14 protein-coding genes and 2 pseudogenes are annotated in these 18,329 nt (G+C 67.1%); 13 read left to right on the forward strand and 3 right to left on the reverse strand.

Features of this window, described 5'->3' with window-relative positions:
• Window position 1 precedes the first annotated feature (1 nt).
• From ACFQS7_RS28080 to mdoH, 4 genes are all read left to right on the forward strand, one after another.
• Window positions 2-847 carry a sugar phosphate isomerase/epimerase family protein gene (locus ACFQS7_RS28080; protein ID WP_380070464.1) on the forward strand — a complete coding sequence of 282 codons (846 nt, stop codon included), beginning with the start codon at window positions 2-4 and terminating at the stop codon, window positions 845-847.
• On the forward strand, window positions 808-2,085 hold the full coding sequence (locus ACFQS7_RS28085; protein ID WP_380070465.1) for a glycosyltransferase family 4 protein: 1,278 nt from the start codon (window positions 808-810) through the stop codon (window positions 2,083-2,085). The genes ACFQS7_RS28080 and ACFQS7_RS28085 overlap by 40 nt, the downstream gene beginning before the upstream one ends.
• Window positions 2,082-2,855: a PIG-L deacetylase family protein gene (locus ACFQS7_RS28090; RefSeq protein ID WP_380070466.1), complete on the forward strand. Its 774-nt coding sequence runs from the start codon at window positions 2,082-2,084 to the stop codon at window positions 2,853-2,855. Before ACFQS7_RS28085 ends, ACFQS7_RS28090 begins: the two co-directional genes overlap by 4 nt.
• An 82-nt stretch (window positions 2,856-2,937) precedes the next feature.
• A complete protein-coding gene (mdoH, locus tag ACFQS7_RS28095) occupies window positions 2,938-4,617 on the forward strand; it encodes a glucans biosynthesis glucosyltransferase MdoH (RefSeq protein WP_380070477.1) in 1,680 nt (559 codons plus the stop codon).
• A 499-nt stretch (window positions 4,618-5,116) separates the two neighbouring features.
• On the opposite strand, the gene ACFQS7_RS28100 is transcribed toward mdoH, so the two are convergent.
• The gene (locus ACFQS7_RS28100; protein ID WP_380070467.1) at window positions 5,117-6,073 is read right to left on the reverse strand and encodes a DMT family transporter; all 957 of its coding nucleotides are present in this window, start codon (window positions 6,071-6,073) and stop codon (window positions 5,117-5,119) included.
• Window positions 6,074-6,937: 864 nt separating this feature from the next.
• Between ACFQS7_RS28100 and ACFQS7_RS28105 the strand changes: the two genes are divergently transcribed.
• The 9 genes from ACFQS7_RS28105 to ACFQS7_RS28145 all read left to right on the forward strand — a co-directional run bounded on the left by ACFQS7_RS28105 (window position 6,938) and on the right by ACFQS7_RS28145 (window position 16,680).
• Complete coding sequence (locus ACFQS7_RS28105; protein ID WP_380070468.1) at window positions 6,938-8,020, forward strand: methyl-accepting chemotaxis protein; 1,083 nt, start codon at window positions 6,938-6,940, stop codon at window positions 8,018-8,020.
• Between the two features lie 106 nt (window positions 8,021-8,126).
• Entirely contained in the window at window positions 8,127-8,453 is a 327-nt protein-coding gene (locus tag ACFQS7_RS28110; RefSeq protein WP_380070469.1) for an STAS domain-containing protein, read from the forward strand.
• 1 nt (window position 8,454) lies between these two features.
• Window positions 8,455-8,820, forward strand: a complete 366-nt coding sequence (locus ACFQS7_RS28115) for a response regulator (RefSeq protein WP_380070470.1) — start codon at window positions 8,455-8,457, stop codon at window positions 8,818-8,820.
• An 8-nt stretch (window positions 8,821-8,828) separates the two neighbouring features.
• Complete coding sequence (locus ACFQS7_RS28120) at window positions 8,829-10,853, forward strand: chemotaxis protein CheA (protein WP_380070471.1); 2,025 nt, start codon at window positions 8,829-8,831, stop codon at window positions 10,851-10,853.
• 19 nt (window positions 10,854-10,872) lie between these two features.
• Window positions 10,873-11,409: a chemotaxis protein CheW gene (locus ACFQS7_RS28125; protein ID WP_380070472.1), complete on the forward strand. Its 537-nt coding sequence runs from the start codon at window positions 10,873-10,875 to the stop codon at window positions 11,407-11,409.
• Between the two features lie 18 nt (window positions 11,410-11,427).
• Window positions 11,428-14,172: a methyl-accepting chemotaxis protein gene (locus ACFQS7_RS28130; protein WP_380070473.1), complete on the forward strand. Its 2,745-nt coding sequence runs from the start codon at window positions 11,428-11,430 to the stop codon at window positions 14,170-14,172.
• A gap of 19 nt (window positions 14,173-14,191) precedes the next feature.
• A complete protein-coding gene (locus tag ACFQS7_RS28135) occupies window positions 14,192-15,031 on the forward strand; it encodes a CheR family methyltransferase (RefSeq protein ID WP_380070474.1) in 840 nt (279 codons plus the stop codon).
• Window positions 15,028-15,624: a hypothetical protein gene (locus ACFQS7_RS28140; protein WP_380070475.1), complete on the forward strand. Its 597-nt coding sequence runs from the start codon at window positions 15,028-15,030 to the stop codon at window positions 15,622-15,624. Before ACFQS7_RS28135 ends, ACFQS7_RS28140 begins: the two co-directional genes overlap by 4 nt.
• Window positions 15,625-15,642: 18 nt before the next feature.
• A complete protein-coding gene (locus tag ACFQS7_RS28145) occupies window positions 15,643-16,680 on the forward strand; it encodes a chemotaxis response regulator protein-glutamate methylesterase (RefSeq protein WP_380070476.1) in 1,038 nt (345 codons plus the stop codon).
• Between the two features lie 162 nt (window positions 16,681-16,842).
• Here ACFQS7_RS28145 and ACFQS7_RS28150 read toward each other — a convergent pair.
• Window positions 16,843-18,051 (reverse strand): annotated as a pseudogene (locus tag ACFQS7_RS28150) (IS256 family transposase).
• Between the two features lie 43 nt (window positions 18,052-18,094).
• A pseudogene (locus tag ACFQS7_RS28155) lies at window positions 18,095-18,329 on the reverse strand (hypothetical protein); the annotation flags it as partial.

Genomic DNA, 18,329 nt, shown 5'->3' on the forward strand with positions numbered 1-18,329 from the left:
CATGGCCCTGCGCTTCGCCTACAATACCAACGGCGCCGCCAACCACAGGCTTGAGGACGCGGTCGCGCTGATCGCTGAAGCCGGTTATGACGGCGTGGCGCTGACCCTGGACCATCATCACCTCGATCCCATGGCCGAAGGCTGGGTCGTGCGGACCGAAGCGCTGGCGCGGCAGCTGCACGCTCACCGGCTCGGCTGCGTGATCGAGACGGGCGCGCGCTACCTGCTCGATCCGCGCCGTAAGCATGAGCCGACCCTGCTGACGCCGAGCGCCGAAGGTCGTGCGCGTCGCATCGCCTTCCTCGGTCGGGCGTTCGAGATAGGCCGGGCCCTTGACGCAGAGGCGGTATCTTTCTGGGCTGGCGTGCCGCTGCCGGGCGTTGACCGTGGCGAAGCCGCCGGCTGGCTGGTGGAAGGGCTTGAGCAGGTGTTGGCGCAGGCCGAGCGCCTCGGAGTCACTGCGGCGCTGGAGCCGGAGCCGGGCATGCTGGTGGAGACGCTGAACGACTGGGCGCTACTGCGAACCCGGCTGCCGCAACTCACTTTAGCGCTCGACCTAGGCCATTGCCTGGTGACTCAGGAACGCGAGCCGCCCGCGGCGGTGCAGGAATTCGCCGGAAGAATCGGCACCGTGGCCATCGAGGACATGCGCCGTGGCGACCACACCCACCTGCCCTTCGGCGAAGGCGACATGGACATCCCCGCATGCCTCGGGGCGCTGGAGACTATCGGCTTCGCGCGGCTGGTCTGCGTCGAGCTCTCCCGCGAGAGTCATCGCGCCGACCGGATGATCCCGCAATCCCTGCAGTGGCTGCACCGCTGCCGACAAGAGGCCGCCGCAATATGAGGATATTGTTCTGCAGCCGCCGCTTCTTCCCAGCGATCTCAGGCATGAGCGTCTATGCCGTGAATCTGCTGCGACAACTCGTCGCGGCTGGGCATGACGTGACCATGCTCAGCCAGTACCGCGGCGACGCGGCTGGCACGCGTGTCTATGGCGGCGGCCCGCCGCCGGAAGTGCCCGGCGTTACCGTCATCGGCTGCCAGTCGCTGGGCGAGGAAGCCTTTGCTGAACCAGGCGGGGCGGATTTTGAGCGCGACGTCAACGACATGGTTTCGGTGATTCTCGCCGAGCATCGCCGGCAGCCGTTCGACGTGCTGCATGCGCAATACGGCTATCCCAATGGCTGGGCGGTGCTGCTGGCGGCGCGGCAGCTTGGCATCCCGACTGTGGTTTCCATCCAGGGCGGGGACGGCCATTGGGTCGGCTCCTGCTGCGAGACGCATCGGCTTGGCATGCTGAACGTCCTGAATCACGCGAATGCATTGCTGATCGGTTGCGAAAGCTTCGCGCGGGAAGTGGTCGGGCGGCTGGGCGCGGCGCGAGAGCGCTTCACCATCGTGCCCGGCGCGGTCGATACCACGCGCTTCCATCCGGCGCCGGGTCACGTCCTGGGCGCGGCGGCGGATCCTGTGCGGCTGCTGTATCATGGTCGCGTCGACCGGCGCAAAGGCTCGCTCGATATGATGCAGGCGCTGGCGCTGTTGCGCGATCAGGGCCTTCCCTTCGCCACCACCGTCTCCGGCATCGGGCCGGATTACGACAGCACACGCGAGCTGGCCGGGGCGCTCGGCCTCGATGTGCGCTTCACCGGTTATGCCGACTACGATGCGGCGCCGGCGCTGTACCGCGAAGCCGATGTCTTCGTCAGCCCCACCTACGCCGAGGGCTTCAGCAATACCATTCTGGAAGCGATGGCCAACGGCCTGCCCAGCGTTTCCTGCTACGCGGTCGGCGTGGTGGACTGCCTTCGTGACGAGGAGAACGGCCTGCTGGTGCAGCCCGGCGACATCCCCGCTTTGGCGATAGCGCTGCGCCGGGTGATTGAGGACGCGCCGCTGCGCCGGCGGCTGGCCGCAACGGCCTTGGAAGAGTGCAGGCGGACCTATTCCTGGGAGGCAGTGGGCGGGCAGATCATGGGAGTCTATGCCGCGGTGCGGGGCCGTAAGCCCGATACCAGCTTCGATCCCGTGCTGCCACGTGATCCCGATTGCCGCTTCCGCGCGGCGCCGCACCTGCTGTGACGACAAGATCCGCGCGCGCGGCACAATGCGCCCTCGCCCTGTCGCCACATCTCGACGATGCCGCTTTCTCCTGTGGTGGCACGCTGGCGCTGCTGGCGCGGGCGGGCTGGGAGGTGACGATCGCCACCGCCTTCACCCGCTCGGTGCCGGCGCCCGGCGGCTTCGCGTTGGCGTGCCAACTCGACAAGGGATTGCCGGCGGAGGTTGACTATATGGCGCTGCGCCGCGCCGAGGATGCCGCGGCCTGCAAGGCGCTCGGCGCCCGGCCGCTTTGGCTGGATTTCGCCGAGGCGCCCCATCGTGGCTATGATGATGCGCAGGCACTATTCGCACCGCCGAGGCCGGAGGACACCACGCTGGCGCCACTTGCCCAGGCGCTTGCCGCACTGCTGGCAATGTCTCCGGCGCTGGTGCTGGCGCCGCAGGCGGTCGGCGGGCACGTGGACCATGTGCTGCTCGTCCAGGCATTGCGACGGGTGCTGCCTGCACGCATGCCGGTGCTGTGGTGGACGGATTTCCCCTATGCCGCGCGGCCGGGAAGCCACCCGGCGCGCCCCTTCGCCGCCGAGATGGCGGGGCTGCCCGAATGCATCGTGGCCGGTGACGCGCCAGCGCGCCTTGCGGCCTGCGCGGCCTACACGACGCAGATCGGCTTCCAGTTCGGTGGCATGGCGGGCCTCGCCACGATGCTCGCGGCAGCCGGTCCGGCCGAGCGACTGCGCGAGCAGGGCCGAACTGCGCCAATCGGATTGTCGCTGGCGTTGACATGAGCGCCGCCGTGCGGCTTGCAACGGCGTGGGCATGGTGGATGCTGACCTCCACTGGCGACCACCAGAACATCCCGGTTTGAGCATGCAGCCTTTGCAGGTGCCGCGGGAGAGACTTGGGCTACGCCGCTCCGCCATGGCCGGGTTGACGCTCGCGGTGGCGGGCGGACTAGTGGGCCTTGGCTGGTGGGTGCTGCGTGGCGATGGCTGGACTGCCTGGGAGGCGCTGATCCTGCTGTGCCTCACAGCCAATTCGCCCTGGATCGGGTTGACGGCGGCGACCGGCATTATTGGCCTATGTCTGCGACTGGCCGCGCCAGGCAGGGCAGATGTCGCGGACCCCGCCGGACCGTCAACATGCATCACCGCGCGCACGGTTCTTGCCGTCTGCATTCGGCTGGAGGATATGGATGCGGTGCTGCCGCCACTTTGGCCTTTGCTGCGGGACTTGCGCGCGATGGCCGACGGCGGGGACCGATTCGTCTTAGCCGTATTGTCCGATACGCCGGACGGCACTGCGGCCGACGCAGAAAAAACCGCCGTGGCCCACCTCGCGGCTGCCTTCCCGGAGGGGGCGGTGCTCTATCGACGGCGATCCGGAAACGCCGGCTACAAGGCCGGCAACCTGATGGACTTTCTCGACGATGGCGCGGCTGAGGCTGAGTTCCTGCTTGCACTCGATGCAGACTCGGTCATGTCGGCGTCGACTGTCCGGCGGCTCGTGCTGCAGATGCAGGCGGATCCGGGCTTGGCGATCCTTCAACCGACCATCGCTGGCCATGGCGCCGATACGTCCTTCGGCCGTGTGTTCGGCTTTGGGCAGCGGCACGGGACGCGGATCTGGGCCACCGGCCAAGCCTGGTGGCAGGGGCCGCAGGGCCCTTACTGGGGCCACAACGCACTGATCCGGATCGCACCCTTCTGCGCCCATGCCCGGCTGCCGGCGCTACCCGGGGGCGGCGTGATCCTGAGCCACGATCATGTGGAGGCGGCGTTGCTGCATGCCGCCGGCTGGGCGGTGCGGGTGTTGCCCGAGGATGCCGGTTCGGCCGAGCGCCATCCGCCGGATCTGCAGGCGCTATTTAGCCGTGACTTGCGCTGGGCCGCCGGCAACATGCAGTACCGGCATCTGCTGCGGCGTGCGGATCTCGGCCGCATCGGTCGGTTCCAGATGGTGCAGGCGATGCTGCACTACGCCCTGACACCCCTGTGGTTTGCGCTGCTACCGTTGGCGGCGGTGAATGCGGCGACGGGCGGCGGCGAAGGCACGTCCCGCACGGCACTGCTGCTGCTGCTGGGCGGCTGCTTCCTGGCGCTGAATCTGCCGAAGCTAGCAGGTTATGCAGAGACGTTGTGGCGCCCGGCCGGCAATCACCGTTGGCGGCTGCTGGGCATGATGGGTCGGGAGGTCGTGCTGGGCTTAATGGTCGATGCTATCGCGGCCTTTGACCGTACATGCATGCTCGCCCGGCTTGCAGGCGGCCTCGGCCAAGGTTGGGAGCCGCAGGCGCGGGCGGCGCGCGGCCTGAGCTGGGGCGAGGCAGGCCGTCGTTTCGGAGCACAGACCTTGGCTGGCGTCCTGCTCGCTGCATTATTCGCTAGCGCTGGTCCTTTCGCTCTGGTGGCCGCTCTGCCGATACTGGCAGGGCTGCTGCTTGCGGTGCCGGTCGTGGTCCTGACGGCACGTCCGGACCATTCTCATGCTGCAGTGCTGCGAACCGCCAAGCTAGTCGATCGGCCGATACGGAGTGGTCTCGCTGACTGATAGCGCGTGCGCCAACGGGGCGCCTGGGAGCGACGGGTGAGGGGGAAGAACAAGGCTGCGCGGCAGCAGGCACTGAACGTCAGCGGCACGGCGTCAACTCCGGAGACTATTATTCCTGGTTCCTGCCGCAGGTCTCGTCGTTCTCCTTCCAACCATTCTCGGTCCCGATGACTAGCGTCGTGAGGCATAGGTTTCCTTATGGCTTTACGCACTGATCTTGATGGCGCAGCGAAGAAACGAAATTATATTGCTGTCTTCAGAAGACACGCTTTGTCACGGTCCTGAGAGTAATCCAAATTTCTCCAAAAGGGTTTACTCCCTGACATTATTTGTTCTTGATCGGCGGTAAGCGTCCTCGAACCGTGCTGTCGATTGCTTCCGGGTCGAGTCTGGAAGCGCGAATTTCGTTCGCTTCTTTCTAATTATTGTCTATTGACGATGCCCTGGTCGATCATTTTGAATATGTTCTAACGGCATTCTTGCGTCTTGCTGATGGCCTTCAGCCGATCTTCTGCCGCGTCTCCTTTTTTTGGAGGGCTACGGGCTGACGGACGACCAGAGCGATCGCTCCCAGCACGCAGGCCAAGGCCGCCATGTCGAAGGGGCCGATCGTGCGCTGCACCAGCACCGCGCTGCTGGCGACACCGATGCAAGGCACCACCAGCAGCGAGAGGCTGGCGACGCTGGCCTTCAGCCGCCCCACCAGGGGGAACCACGCGGCGTAGGCGAGGGCATTGGCGAAGACGATCATGTAGAACAGGCCGAACAGCCCGCGCCCCGCATACGGGTGCAGGTAGGTATGGTCGTGCAGCAGCAGCCACACCACGAAGGCTGGCGGCGTTCCCAGCAGCAGTTGCCAAGCCGTGATCAGCAGCACGGGGCTGCGGAAGCGCAGCTTCTTGCCAAGCACCGTGCCGGCGCCGAAGGTGGCGCCCGCCAGCAGCCCCAGCGCGACGCCAAGGCCGTTCGGGCCCTCGGGCCCTACCGTGCCGGCGAGCACCAGCAGCACGGCAGCGAGCCCAAGGCCGAGTGCCATCATGGTGCGGTGGTCGAGCCGCTCGCCGAGCACCGGCACCGCCAGCAGTGAGGCCCAGAGCGGCATCGTATAGTTCAGGATGGCAGCCTGCCCCGGCCCGACCAGCATCACGCCGGCGATCAGTGCGAAGGGAAAGACCACCATGATCAGCAGGCTGAGCGCGAGCACGCCGCGCCACTCCTCCCGGTGCGGCAGGATCTGCCGGCTCGGGGCGCGCAGGCAGAGCAGGAGTAGCAGGGTACCGGCACCGGAATTGGCCAGCAGACGTGCGGTAATCAGGTCCACCGCCTCCAGTGTCCAGGCCATGAAGGGATAGCTGAGACCCCAGCAGAGCCAGACGATGAGCAGCAGCGGCGAGGTTACGTGGCGGGCCTGCAGCGACTCCGCCGATGTGGGGGGCAGTGTGCTTCGATGGTCCATTCTAGCTGCCCTGAAATGCAGGCACTCCAGCGCGGCAGCGCCGTGCGGGAGTGGTGCCGACTGTTTAGGCGGGGAGCGGCGCCTAATCTATCGGCTCGGGGAGATTGGGTTACTCGGGCGAAAGCCTCGGCCATCATGCGCGCGGCGGCTGCCCTCACAGGGGCCCTGCCCCGACGGCAGCCGTCCCCGTCAACCCGTTCAACAATGAGTATGACGGCGTCAATCGCCGCCGTCGCGGCTCTCGGATCGACGACACGCGCGAGCCACGCGCTGATGAACTGCGCAGGCTGCGACTGATCAATAGCCCGCAAATCCGGCCCGAAAGCTGAAAGCAGGCTGATCGGCATGGGACCCGATGGTCTGCCACAAGGTGACACTACTTTAGCTGTCTGTCCTTCCATTCTCGACCATTTGTGCCGAGACTAACAGGCCTGCGGTCACGCTTCGCCGGAAAAAGTGCGCAGGTCCGGACGCCCCGGATCGCCAGCCGCCGCGCTTCCAAAATTTCCTTGTCACACTCTTCGCAATGCACCTGAGCATCATCGCCACGCGCTGGGCGCGTGCCGGTGCGCGCTGCGTATCCTGCCATATGCCGACGATGACCTACATGGGCCTGGACCGCCGCTGCGACAGCGCCTTAGGCATTCCCTGGCCGGACATCTGCGCGGCGATCGGCGCACCGGGAGTCATCGACCGCAGCGCGGGCGAGGCGTCGATGGTCCACGCTGTGGGGCACATTCTGCGATCACGCATCGGACCAGGTCGCACCGCTGGCTCGCCGTCAGATGAACGTAGGCGGCTTAAGGGGAATTTTTCGCTTTGCCGATTGAATGCGACGGAGGCATTTCGGAGCACACTCGGCACGTGGCGACACAAGCCTATCCCATCGCCGTCCTGGCAGGTGATGCACCCGACGAGGCTGCGCCGGTGATCGATCTGCTGGGCCGTTGGCTCGATCTCGGCGAGATCGAGCGCCGTGCCTTCATCGCCATGGTCGAGGAACTCACGGCCTCGGCCGGGGTGATTGAGCAGAGTACCATCGACCTGAGCGCCCGGTTCCGCGAGCTCGCGGTGGCCGCCGAAGTGCAGACCGGGCTCGTCGCGCGGGTCGCCGGTCTCGCCAAAACCCTCACCGTCGACGGCGAAGCGCTGCCCGTGGCGGAAGCCACCCGCTTCGTCGGGATGGCGCTCGCCCAGGCGATCGATGCGTTGGAGCAGGTCTCCATTCAGGCCGGCCGCATGGCCGAGGCGCTCGACCTTGCCACCGTCGAGGTCGCTGGCGCGGAGCAATGCGTCGCCCGCATCGAAGCCATCAACAAGCAGGCCCGCTTCGTCGCCCTGAACGCGGCGATCGAGGCGCATCGGGCGGAAGGCGCGGGCGGCACCTTCCGGGTTATCGCGCATGAGTTGAAGGAACTGGCGCAGGAGACCGATGGCACCTCGAGCCAGGTGCGCGAGAGGATTACTGCGGTGGCGCGGGGGGTTCGCGGTGCACATGCGCAGCTCCTTTCCATCGCCGGCGCCGACCGATCCGCGCAGACCTCGACGCGTGACCGCCTGAGCGCGGTCCTGGACGGCATGCTCAACCAGAACGAGGCACTGTCGACAGTGCTGTCGGAAGCGCTGCAAGCCTCCGGCAACATGGCGGAGACTGTCGCGCGGCTGGTGACCGGCGCGCAGTTCCAGGATCGCACGACCCAGCACCTGACCCACGTCACCCAGGCGCTCGGCGCGCTAGGCGAGGCGACTGAGGCGCTGCAGCGGGAGACGCGCGACCGTGTGCCCTCGCTCCTGCCGCTGGCTGGGGTCGACGCCGCATTGCTGCAAAGGATGCTGGACCGCCAGACACTCAGCAGCGTCCGGCAGCGCTTCCTCGCCCGGCTCCTGGATGACCAGGATGCGGCAATGCCGGCAAGTAACCAATCCGGTGAGGTAGAACTGTTCTGAAGAATGGTGAGAATACAAAATATAAATTCTTTCGATTCGCTTTAACTGCCGAACAACTTTGGAATGACATTGTCCGTCCGCCCCGTGCGGCGGATCGGGGATCCAGATGGACAAGGAGACGGCAATGAAGCACTTGGTGGATCAGCCATCGGCGACCCTGCCCGAACGCGAATTCCTGTTGCCAGACATGCTGGATCTGACCGCGGCGGATCCGCTGTGCCACGCCCTTCGCGAACGTCTCCACGATGGTGTGCTCATCCTCGACGGAAGCCGAACTGCGCGGATCTCGACGCCCTGCCTGCAGGTGCTCGCGGCCGCCGCTGCAAGCGCCGGTGCGACTGGTATCGGCTTCCGGCTGCGGCACGCCTCGCCGGTCCTTTCAGCGGCAATCAGTGACCTCGGCCTTGCCGCGGTGCTGCCACACGAGGATTGACATGGCCAAACGTGTACTGACCGTGGATGACAGCCGCACGATGCGCGAGATGGTGGCCTTCACCCTCGGCAAGGCGGGCTTCGAGGTGAGCGAAGCAGAGGACGGCCGGCACGCGCTGAAGGTGCTGCAAGCGGTGCCGGCCGATGTGGTGATCACCGACCTGAACATGCCGAACATGGATGGGGTGGCCCTGATCCGGGCATTGCGCGCTGACCCGAAGTGGCGCGCCGTGCCGATACTGATGCTGACGACGGAATCCGATGCCGGCAAGAAGGCCGACGGGAAAAATGCGGGCGCGACCGGCTGGCTGGTCAAGCCGTTCGATCCGGCCAAGCTGATCGATATCGTCAAGCGCGTCTGCGGCTGAGGCGCCTGATGAACTTCGATCATCTGCGTACCACCTATTTCGACGAATGCGCGGAGCTTCTCGAGAGCGCCTATGCCCAATTGGCGGCGCTGGCGGAGGGCCGTGCCGGCGGCGACACGGTGCATGCGCTGTTCCGCGACATCCATTCCATCAAGGGCGGCGGCGGCGCCTTCGGCTTCGACCGGCTGGTCAGGCTGGCGCATGCGATGGAGACGCTACTCGACCTGGTGCGCAGCGCCGCGGTCGCCACCTCGCCCCAGCTGGTCGCTCTGCTGCTGCGTGGCACCGATGCGCTGGCCGACCTGCTCGCGGCCGAGCGGGACGGCACCGGCGCGCCTGCGGGGCTCGAGGACGCGCTGATTCGCGGTTGCCTGGAGGCCGCTGCGGTAGCCGAAAGCAACCAGCCCGCCGCTGCAGCGGCGCCGGCCCAGCAGGCGGCCGCGGCCGCTGGCTGGCACTTGAGGTTCCGTCCCCACCCGGCGCTGTTCAGGAATGCCAACGAGCCGCTGCTGCTGATCCGGGAGCTGCGGCGGCTCGGACCGCTGAGCGTCGCCGTCGAGCTGGACCGGCTGCCGGGGCTTGAGCAGCTGGAGGCCGAGGACGCATATCTCGCCTGGCGTCTCGATCTCTCGGCCGCGGTGCCGCGCGAGCAGGTCGAAGCGGTCTTCGAATTCGTCATCGACGATTGCGACCTGACGATCGAGCCCCTCGCATCGTCGTTGGCACTCTCCTCCGCCGCACCGGACGCGACGACGGGTGAGGCATCCATCCGTGACGCGGCAGCGCCCGAGCCCGCCGCCGGCCGCGCCGAATCCCTGGCCCCGACGACGCAATCGGTGCGGGTCGACGTCGCCAAGATCGACCGGCTGATCAACCTGGTCGGCGAGCTGGTGATCAACCAGGCGATGCTGGCCGAGCTCGGCAGCTCCCTGCCGCCGACGCTCTGCCCTGGCCTGACCTCAGGCCTCGAGACGCTCTCCCAGCACCTGCGGGAACTGCAGGAGGGCGTGATGGCGATCCGGACCCAGCCGGTGAAATCGGTCTTCTCCCGGATGCCCCGGCTGGTGCGGGAACTCTCGGCCCAGCTCGGCAAGGAGGTCCGCCTGCTGGTCACCGGCGAGGCGACGGAGATCGACAAGACGGTCGTCGAGCAGCTCGCCGACCCGCTGACCCACCTCCTGCGCAATGCGCTCGACCACGGGATCGAGCCGCCCGAGGCGAGACTGGCGGCGGGCAAGCCGCGCCAAGGCACCATCCATCTCGGCGCCGAGCAGCGCAGCGGCCGCATCGTGATCGAGATCGCCGACGATGGCCGCGGCATCGACCGCACCCGCGTCCTGGCACGGGCGATCGAGCGCGGCCTGGTGACCGCCGATGCGGCCCTGACCGAGGCGGAGATCGACGAGCTGATCTTCCTGCCCGGCTTTTCGACCGCGGCTGCCGTCTCGGCAGTGTCCGGGCGCGGCGTCGGGATGGACGTTGTCCGCCGCAACATCCAGGCGCTCGGCGGCCGGATCACGCTGGAATCTACCTTCGGCAGCGGATCGCGCTTCCTGCTCTCGCTGCCGCTGACCCTCGCGGTGTTGGACGGCCTCGTCGTCTCGGTCGGCCGCGAGGCCTATATCCTGCCGATCTCGGCGATCGTCGAGAGCCTGCGGCCGCGGCTGGAGGACATCCACGCCGTGGTCGGCAGCGGCGAGGTCTTGGCGATCCGCGGCGCCTACATCCCGCTGCTGCCGCTGCACCGTCGCTTCGGCGTGCCGGGCGCGGTGGCCGATCCGGCCCGCGGCATCGTCGTGATCGTCGAGACCGACCATGCCGGCCAAGTCGGCCTGCTGGTGGACGACCTGGTCGGCCAGCAGCAGGTGGTGGTGAAGAGCCTCGAGCTGAATTTCGGCCGGATCGAAGGGATCAGCGGCGCGACCATCCTCGGCGATGGCCGCGTGGCGCTGATCCTCGATGTTCCCGCGCTGGGCGCCGCTGGCCCGGCCAGGGTGCACCCTGCCGCCGCATCCCGTCCCGCCTTGCAATAGGCCGCCAGGAGTTCGTCCCATGGAGCTGCCCATGCCCAACCCTGCGCCGCGGGACGCCTCCGCGCCGCCTGCCGCCACCGCCGCCGGCAGCTCCCCCGGCCAGTTCATAACCTGCACGCTGGATGCGGCCGAGTACGGCGTCGACATCATGGCGGTGCGGGAGATCAAGGGTTGGTCGGACACCACCGCCATCCCGCATGCCCCGGGCTGGATCCGCGGCGTGATCAACCTGCGCGGCATCATCGTGCCGATCCTCGACCTGCGGGCACGCTTCGGCATGGCGCCGACGGTACCGACCGCGATGCATGTCGTGGTCATCATCCAGACCGGCACACGGACCGCCGGCCTGCTGGTGGATGCGGTGTCGGACATCATCGCCGTGGCGCCGGAGGAGATCCGGCCGGTGCCGGAAGTCGGTACCGGCGTGCCCGAGCAACTGCTCTACGGCCTGGTGCCACGCGAGCACGGCATGGTTGCCTTGGTGACGCTCGACAACCTGCTGAATTTTTCCGACGAGACGGCGCCGCTGCCGGTCGCCGCTTCCCTGCAATCCTGACTTCCCGCGGAGATCCCGATGTTCATCAGCCGTACTGCCCAGGCGCTGCTGCCGGGCAACTTCATGGACCGGCGTGCGACGCGCGACCGCCGCGCCGCGGTGCGCGGGATCGCCGCGCGCCTCGAGGCGATCGAGCGCGGCAACGCCATGCTTGAACTCGCCGCCGACGGCACCGTGCTGGATGCCAATCCGGCCTTTGCCCAGCTGCTCGGCAGCACGCCGGAGGCGCTGCGTGGCCGGCCCTATGCCTCGCTGCTGACCGAGGCCGAGCGCGGCGGCACCGCCTGCCGCGGCTTCCTCGACCAGCTGATGCGGGGCGAGCCCGCAACCACGGCGCTGCGCCACACCGGCCCGGCAGGGCGCGACCTCCTGCTGCGGATCGCCGGGATGCCCTTCGCGGAGGAGGGTGCGCCACCCCGGGCGGTGGCAATGGTGAGCGACCTGGGCGACGCCGCAGCAGGGCAGCGGGCACGGCTGGCGCTCGACGCCATCTCGGTCCCGATCATGATGGTGGACCGCGACTTCATCATCACCGAGGTGAATACTGCGGCCCACGCGCTCCTGACGCGGCATGCCGATGAGTTCCGCAAGGTCTGGTCGGGCTTCGAGCCGGCACGCATCCTTGGCATGTGCATCGACACCCTCGACCGTGACATGGCCGCCCACCGGCGGATGGTGACCAACGCCTCGAAGTTTCCGCTGCACACCGACATCTCGGTTGGTGACCTGAAATTCGCCCTGACCTTCCATGCCGGCCATGACGCGGCCGGGCAGCATGACGGCACCATTCTGGAATGGACCGACGTCACGGCGCGGCGCACCGAGCAGGGCCAGCTTACGGCGATCGACAAGGCGCAGGCGGTGATCGACTTCAGCCTCGATGGCCGGGTGCTCCACGCCAACGCCAACTTCCTGGCAACTCTCGGCTATTCGCTTGAGGAGGTGCGCGGCCAGCATCATTCGCTGTTCGTCGAACCGGCCTATCGCCAGAGCCCGGAATACCGCGCCTTCTGGGACAAGCTTGGCCGCGGCGAATACGATGCCGGCGAGTACAAGCGCATCGGCAAGGGCGGCCGGGAGGTCTGGATCCAGGCGAGCTACAACCCGATCCTCGACCTCAACGGCAAACCCTTCAAGGTGGTGAAGTATGCCACCGACGTCACCAAGGCGAAGCTGCGGGCAGCGGATTCCGCCGGCCAGCTCGCGGCGATCGACAAGGCGCAGGCGGTGATCGAATTCGGCCTCGATGGCCGGGTGCTCCACGCCAACGCCAACTTCCTGGCAACTCTCGGCTATTCGCTGGAGGAGGTGCGCGGCCAGCATCATTCGCTGTTTGTCGAACCGGCCTATCGCCAGAGCCCGGAATACCGCGCCTTCTGGGACAAGCTTGGCCGCGGCGAGTACGACGCGGGGCAGTACAAGCGCATCGGCAAGGGCGGCCGAGAGGTATGGATCCAGGCCAGCTACAACCCGATCCTCGACCTCAACGGCAAGCCCTTCAAGGTGGTGAAATACGCCACCGACATCACCGTCGAGGTGAAGACGGCTGAGGCAACGAACGGCGCGGTGGCGCAGACCGAGGCGATCGTCGCTGCCGCGCAGCACAACGATTTCACCGGCCGCATCTCGACCCAGGGGCTCGAAGGCGCAATCTGTCGGCTCTGCAACGGCGTCAACAGCATGCTCGAGACGATGGACGCACAGTACCGCGTCGGCGAGGCGCTGAAGCTCGCCGTGGGCGAGACGCAGCAGGTCGTCGCGGCGGCGCAGGAGAACGACCTGAGCCGCCGCATCCCACTCGCCGGGAAGGCTGGCGAGATCGGCGAGCTCTGTGCCGGGGTCAACGGCATGCTCGACACCATGGCCGCCGTGGTGGCGACCATCAGCGAGAGCTGCGGGACCATTAGCACCGCGTCCCGCGAGATCGCCATGGGCAACACCGACCTGTCACAGCGCACTGAGGAGCAGGCGTCGAGCCTCGAGGAAACTTCGGCTAGCCTTGAGGAGCTGACCGGCACGGTGCGTCAGAATGCCGACAATGCGCAGCAGGCGAACAAGCTGGCGGCCTCGGCGTCCGAGATCGCTCGGCGCGGTGGCACGGTGGTGAGCGAGGTGGTGCGCACCATGGATGCGATCACCCATTCCAGCCGCAAGATCAGCGACATCATCGGGGTGATCGACGAGATCGCTTTCCAAACCAACATCCTGGCGCTGAACGCCGCGGTGGAGGCGGCCCGGGCCGGCGAACAGGGCCGCGGCTTCGCGGTGGTCGCGGCGGAAGTGCGCAACCTGGCGCAGCGCAGCGCCAATGCGGCGAAGGAGATCAAGGCGCTGATCTCCGACTCCGTCGAGAAGGTCGATAGCGGCTCGAAGCTGGTCAGTTCGGCCGGGCAGACGATGGACGAGATCGTCACCTCGGTGAAGCGGGTGACCGACATCATGGCTGAGATCTCCGCTGCGTCGCAGGAACAGAGCACCGGCATCGAGCAGGTGAACACCGCGGTCGCGCAGATGGACAAGATCACCCAGCAGAATGCCGCGCTGGTCGAGGAAGCCGCTGCTGCGGCGAAGTCGATGGAGGAACAGACCGACGGGCTGGTCGGCCTCGTCGCCGGCTTCACGCTGCCGCCCGACCAAGCCGCGCCGCAGGTGGTCCGGCCACCTGCCGCGGCCGCGGCCGCGCCCCGCAAGGCGCCGGCCCCGGTCGCCCGCCGTCCCAAGCCTGCGGCGAAGCAGCCCGACGAGGATTGGAAGGAGTTCTGAGCGGAACTGGCCGTTGGTGATGGAGATGACGACAGAGGCGTCGCCCCAGGGCGACGTTCCCTTCACCGAGGCGGATTTCGCGGCCATCGTCGCCCTGGTGCGGGAGCATTCCGGGATCGTGCTCAGCACCAGCAAGCGCGACCTGGTCTATGGTCGGCTGCGGCGGCGCCTGCGGACGCTGCGGCTCGCCTCCTTCGCCGCCTACCGTACGATGTTGGACGGACCCGACGGTGGGGCCGAGAGGGTGGAGATGATCAATGCCATCACCACCAACCTGACCGCTTTTTTCCGGGAAGCGCATCACTTCGAGCATCTGGCGGGGCATGTTCTGCCCGCATTGCGGCCGGGGCCGGGGCGGCTGCGGATCTGGTCCGCCGGGTGCTCGTCGGGCGAGGAGCCCTACAGCATCGCCATGACCCTGGCGGCCGCCATCCCGGATTTCGGCCGCTGGGATGCCCGCATCCTGGCAACCGACATCGACACCAACATGGTGTCCCTCGCTGCCGCCGGGCGTTATGCCGCCGACCGGGTCGCGCCCGTGCCGGCGGATTACCGCCGCGATCACCTGCGGCGGCTCGACGACGGGCAGATGGAGATGTCGCCCGCCCTGAAGGCGCTGATCGCCTTCCGGCCGTTGAACCTGCTCGATTCCTGGCCCATGCGCGGCCCCTTCGATGCCATCTTCTGCCGCAACGTGGTGATCTACTTTGACAAGCCGACTCAGCGCGTGTTGTTCGACCGGTTTGCCGACCTGCTGGTGCCCGGCGGGCATCTCTATGTTGGGCATTCAGAAAGCCTGTTCCGCGTCTCCGAGCGGTTCACGCATCTTGGCCGCACCATCTACCGAAAGCTCCGATGACCCTGCCCGGTAGACCGGCCGCGGCGCGAGGCGGGCCGGCGGCGGGATTGCGGGTCATCAAGGTCGGCCCCGGTGAGCATTACGTCACCGGCGCACCGGGTGAGGCGATCAGCACCACGCTCGGGTCCTGCGTTGCCGCATGCATCCGTGACCCGGTCGCCCGGGTGGGCGGGCTGAACCACTTCATGCTGCCGCGCAGCACCGACGGGACCTGGGGCAAGGCCATGGCAAGCCTGCGCTATGGCAATTTCGCCATGGAGCAGCTGATCAACGACATCCTGGTACGTGGTGGCCAGAAGGCTAGGCTGGAAGTGAAGGTCTTCGGTGGCGGGCGGCTCACGCTGGACCAAGCCGGAATCGGCGAAGGCAATGCCACTTATGTCGAGGCCTACTTGGCCGCCGAAGGCATGTTGCCGCTGATTGCCGAGTTGCGCGGCAGCGTCGCACGCAAACTGCTCTACATCCCGGTCGAGGGCCGCGTCTTCATGCAGGAATTGTCGACAGCAACGGGCCGCATCGCCGCAACCGAGACGCGCTTCGAGCGGACCCTGCCGCATCGCCTCTCAATAGGCGAAGCGGAATTGTTCGGCTGAACGGCGGAGGCAAACACCATGCCCATCAAGGTCTTGATTGTCGACGACTCTGCCCTGATGCGGCAGATTCTGACCGAATCGCTCGGCCGTGACCCGGCTATCCAAGTCGTCGGCACTGCGCCCGACCCGATTGTGGCGCGCGACCGAATCAAGGCCCTGGCACCCGACGTGCTGACCCTCGATATCGAGATGCCTCGCATGGATGGCCTCAGCTTCTTGGAAAAATTGATGACATTGCGACCCATGCCTGTCGTGGTCGTTTCGACGCTGACGCAGAAGGGCGCAGATGCCGCGCTGCGGGCCCTGGAACTTGGTGCCGTCGACTACATGCCGAAGCCCTTGCTCGATATCCGCAACGGTATGGTCGAGCTTGGCGAGCAGTTGATCGCCAAGGTCAAGCTGGCGGCCACGGCCCGTCCCTTGGCGCGCCAGGCTGAACCCGCCATGCGCGGAGCGCTGGCTGTGGATCCGCGGCTATCGACGGCAGGGCGGGTCGTCGCTATCGGCGCGTCGACCGGCGGCGTGGAGACGCTGCACCGCATGCTGACCCGCCTGCCCCCGACTTCACCGGCAATCCTCGTCACGCAGCACATGCCGCCCGGCTTCACCTCCTCCTTCGCCAGACGGTTGGACAGCCAGTGCGCGGTCACGGTGTCCGAGGCAGCGGACGGCCGGCGGGTGCTGCCCGGCCATGTCTACATCGCACCGGGGGCACGCCATCTGGAACTCGTGCGCACTGGCGCACATTTTGCGTGCAGATTGCACGACGGTCCTCCGGTGTCCGGGCACCGGCCGTCGGTCGACGTGCTTTTTTCGTCAGTCGCGGAGGCGGCAGGGACACATGCCATCGGTCTGATCCTCACCGGGATGGGGCGAGATGGAGCCATGGGTCTACTGGCGATGCGCCAAGCCGGGTCCCACACCTACGGGCAAAGCGAGGCGAGTTGCACGATCTATGGCATGCCGAAAGCGGCGATGCAGGCCGGCGCGGTGGAAACGGAACTGTCAATCGACCGCTTGACCGAGGAAATTGTCGCTTGGCGCGGCCCAGCCTGAGCGACGGAGTGCCGACGACCGCCTGTGGACGCGTATGGTAGAAAGGCCCGACCACCATGCCGACACCGCCGCCTGGCTGACGGCAACGCGGGCGGAGGCCTTTGATACGGTAGCGTCCATCAACGTGGTGGAGTTTGCTGATGAGCTTGGGGCGGCGACGGCTCAGGCCAGCCTGGGTGGCAGCTGCAGAGGCTTGTTGGTGGGTGCTGGGTTAAGCATCTCACCCATAGCCTCAATGCCCATATAGCGGTGCTGCATCTGCCATTCGTCATTGGCCTCGAGCAAGACGGCGCCGATCAGGCGAATGATCGAGGCTTCCGAGGGAAAGATGCCGACCACGTCGGCGCGGCGTCTCACCTCCTTGTTCAAGCGCTCCAGCGGGTTCGTCGAGTGCAGCTTGGTCCTGTGCGGAGCGGGGAAGGACATGTAGGCCAGTACATCATGTTCGCTGTCATCCATGAGCGTGCCGAGCTTGGGCCAGCGTTCGCGGAGTTGGTCGGCGACATAGCGCCCGGTCTGCCGCGCGCTGGCCTGGTCGGGCTGCAGGAAAGCCTGGCGTAGCGCGGCGGAGGCCATGGACTGCTAGGCCTTGCCGAAATGGGCCAATGCATTCCTCATCCAATGGACCCTGCACCGTTGCCACGTTGCGCCAAGCACGCGGGCGATCGCCGCCTTGAGCCCTTCATGGGCGTCGGAGACGACCAGCTTCACGCCCTTCAGCCCGCGCTTGACCAAGCTCTTGAGGAAGGCGGCCCAGAAGGTCTCGGCCTCCGACGGTCCGATGTGCAGGCCGACGATTTCGCGCCGCCCCTCGGCATCGCAGGCCACGGCGATTATCGCGGCGACGGAGACGATACGGCAGCCCTCGCGCTGGCGTAGATAGGTGGCGTCCAGCCACAGGTAGGGCCACTCGCCGGACAGCGGCCGGTCGAGAAGCGCCGAGACGCGCTCGTCGATGTTCTTGCAGAGCTTCGAGACGGTGGACTTGGAGGTCCCCGTCAGACCTAGGGCCTGCACCAGGTCATATACCCGCCGGGTCGAGACCCCGCCGATCCAGGCCTCTTGGATCACCGCCACCAGAGCCTTCTCCAAGGTCTTCCGGGGCTCCAGGAAGGGCGGGTAGCAACTGCCCTACCGCAGCTTCGGGATCCGGAGCTGCAGCGAGCCCAGCCGGGTGTCCAGGGTGCGGTCGCGGAAGCCATTGCGGTAGTTTGGTCGCTCGCCGGTGCGCTCGTGCCGCCCGGCCCCGATCAGGCCCTCCACGTCGGCCTCCATGAGCATCTGCAGCACCGCCTCGGCGACGCTGCGGAGGAAGTCGCCGTCCTCGGCTTTCGCCAGCAGCTCCGCCAGTGGCAGTCTCTCCTCGGTCATCGGGTCCTCGGCCGGTCAGGGGTGGGAGCTTCGCAACTCCACCCTAGCCGCCAGGTCCGATGGCCACCCCGACCGAAGCTGGATTTTTCACCACCTCCGCGGACGTTACCGGGATGTTGCCGATCGGCTCAAGCAGACGACAGTGGTTGAACCAGTCCACCCATTCGAGGGTGGCGTACCCGACGGCCTCCAGGTTGCGCCACCAGCCGCGGCGGCGGATCACCTCGGCCTTGAACAGGCCATTGATGGTCTCGGCCAGCGCGTTGTCGCAGCTGTCG

Origin of the sequence: Dankookia sp. GCM10030260 (genome assembly GCF_042666655.1) — a bacterium.
GTDB lineage: Bacteria > Pseudomonadota > Alphaproteobacteria > Acetobacterales > Acetobacteraceae > Paracraurococcus.

Excerpts from the sequence above, each read along its gene's own strand:
- ACFQS7_RS28120 (WP_380070471.1), top strand. The coding sequence starts at position 8,829 with ATGAACTTCGATCATCTGCGTACCACCTATTTCGACGAATGCGCGGAG.
- ACFQS7_RS28110 (WP_380070469.1), top strand. The coding sequence starts at position 8,127 with ATGGACAAGGAGACGGCAATGAAGCACTTGGTGGATCAGCCATCGGCG.
- ACFQS7_RS28080 (WP_380070464.1), top strand. The coding sequence starts at position 2 with ATGGCCCTGCGCTTCGCCTACAATACCAACGGCGCCGCCAACCACAGG.
- ACFQS7_RS28130 (WP_380070473.1), top strand. The coding sequence starts at position 11,428 with ATGTTCATCAGCCGTACTGCCCAGGCGCTGCTGCCGGGCAACTTCATG.
- mdoH (WP_380070477.1), top strand. The coding sequence starts at position 2,938 with ATGCAGCCTTTGCAGGTGCCGCGGGAGAGACTTGGGCTACGCCGCTCC.
- ACFQS7_RS28125 (WP_380070472.1), top strand. The coding sequence starts at position 10,873 with ATGGAGCTGCCCATGCCCAACCCTGCGCCGCGGGACGCCTCCGCGCCG.
- ACFQS7_RS28100 (WP_380070467.1), bottom strand. The coding sequence starts at position 6,073 with ATGGACCATCGAAGCACACTGCCCCCCACATCGGCGGAGTCGCTGCAG.
- ACFQS7_RS28140 (WP_380070475.1), top strand. The coding sequence starts at position 15,028 with ATGACCCTGCCCGGTAGACCGGCCGCGGCGCGAGGCGGGCCGGCGGCG.
- ACFQS7_RS28145 (WP_380070476.1), top strand. The coding sequence starts at position 15,643 with ATGCCCATCAAGGTCTTGATTGTCGACGACTCTGCCCTGATGCGGCAG.
- ACFQS7_RS28135 (WP_380070474.1), top strand. The coding sequence starts at position 14,192 with ATGGAGATGACGACAGAGGCGTCGCCCCAGGGCGACGTTCCCTTCACC.
- ACFQS7_RS28115 (WP_380070470.1), top strand. The coding sequence starts at position 8,455 with ATGGCCAAACGTGTACTGACCGTGGATGACAGCCGCACGATGCGCGAG.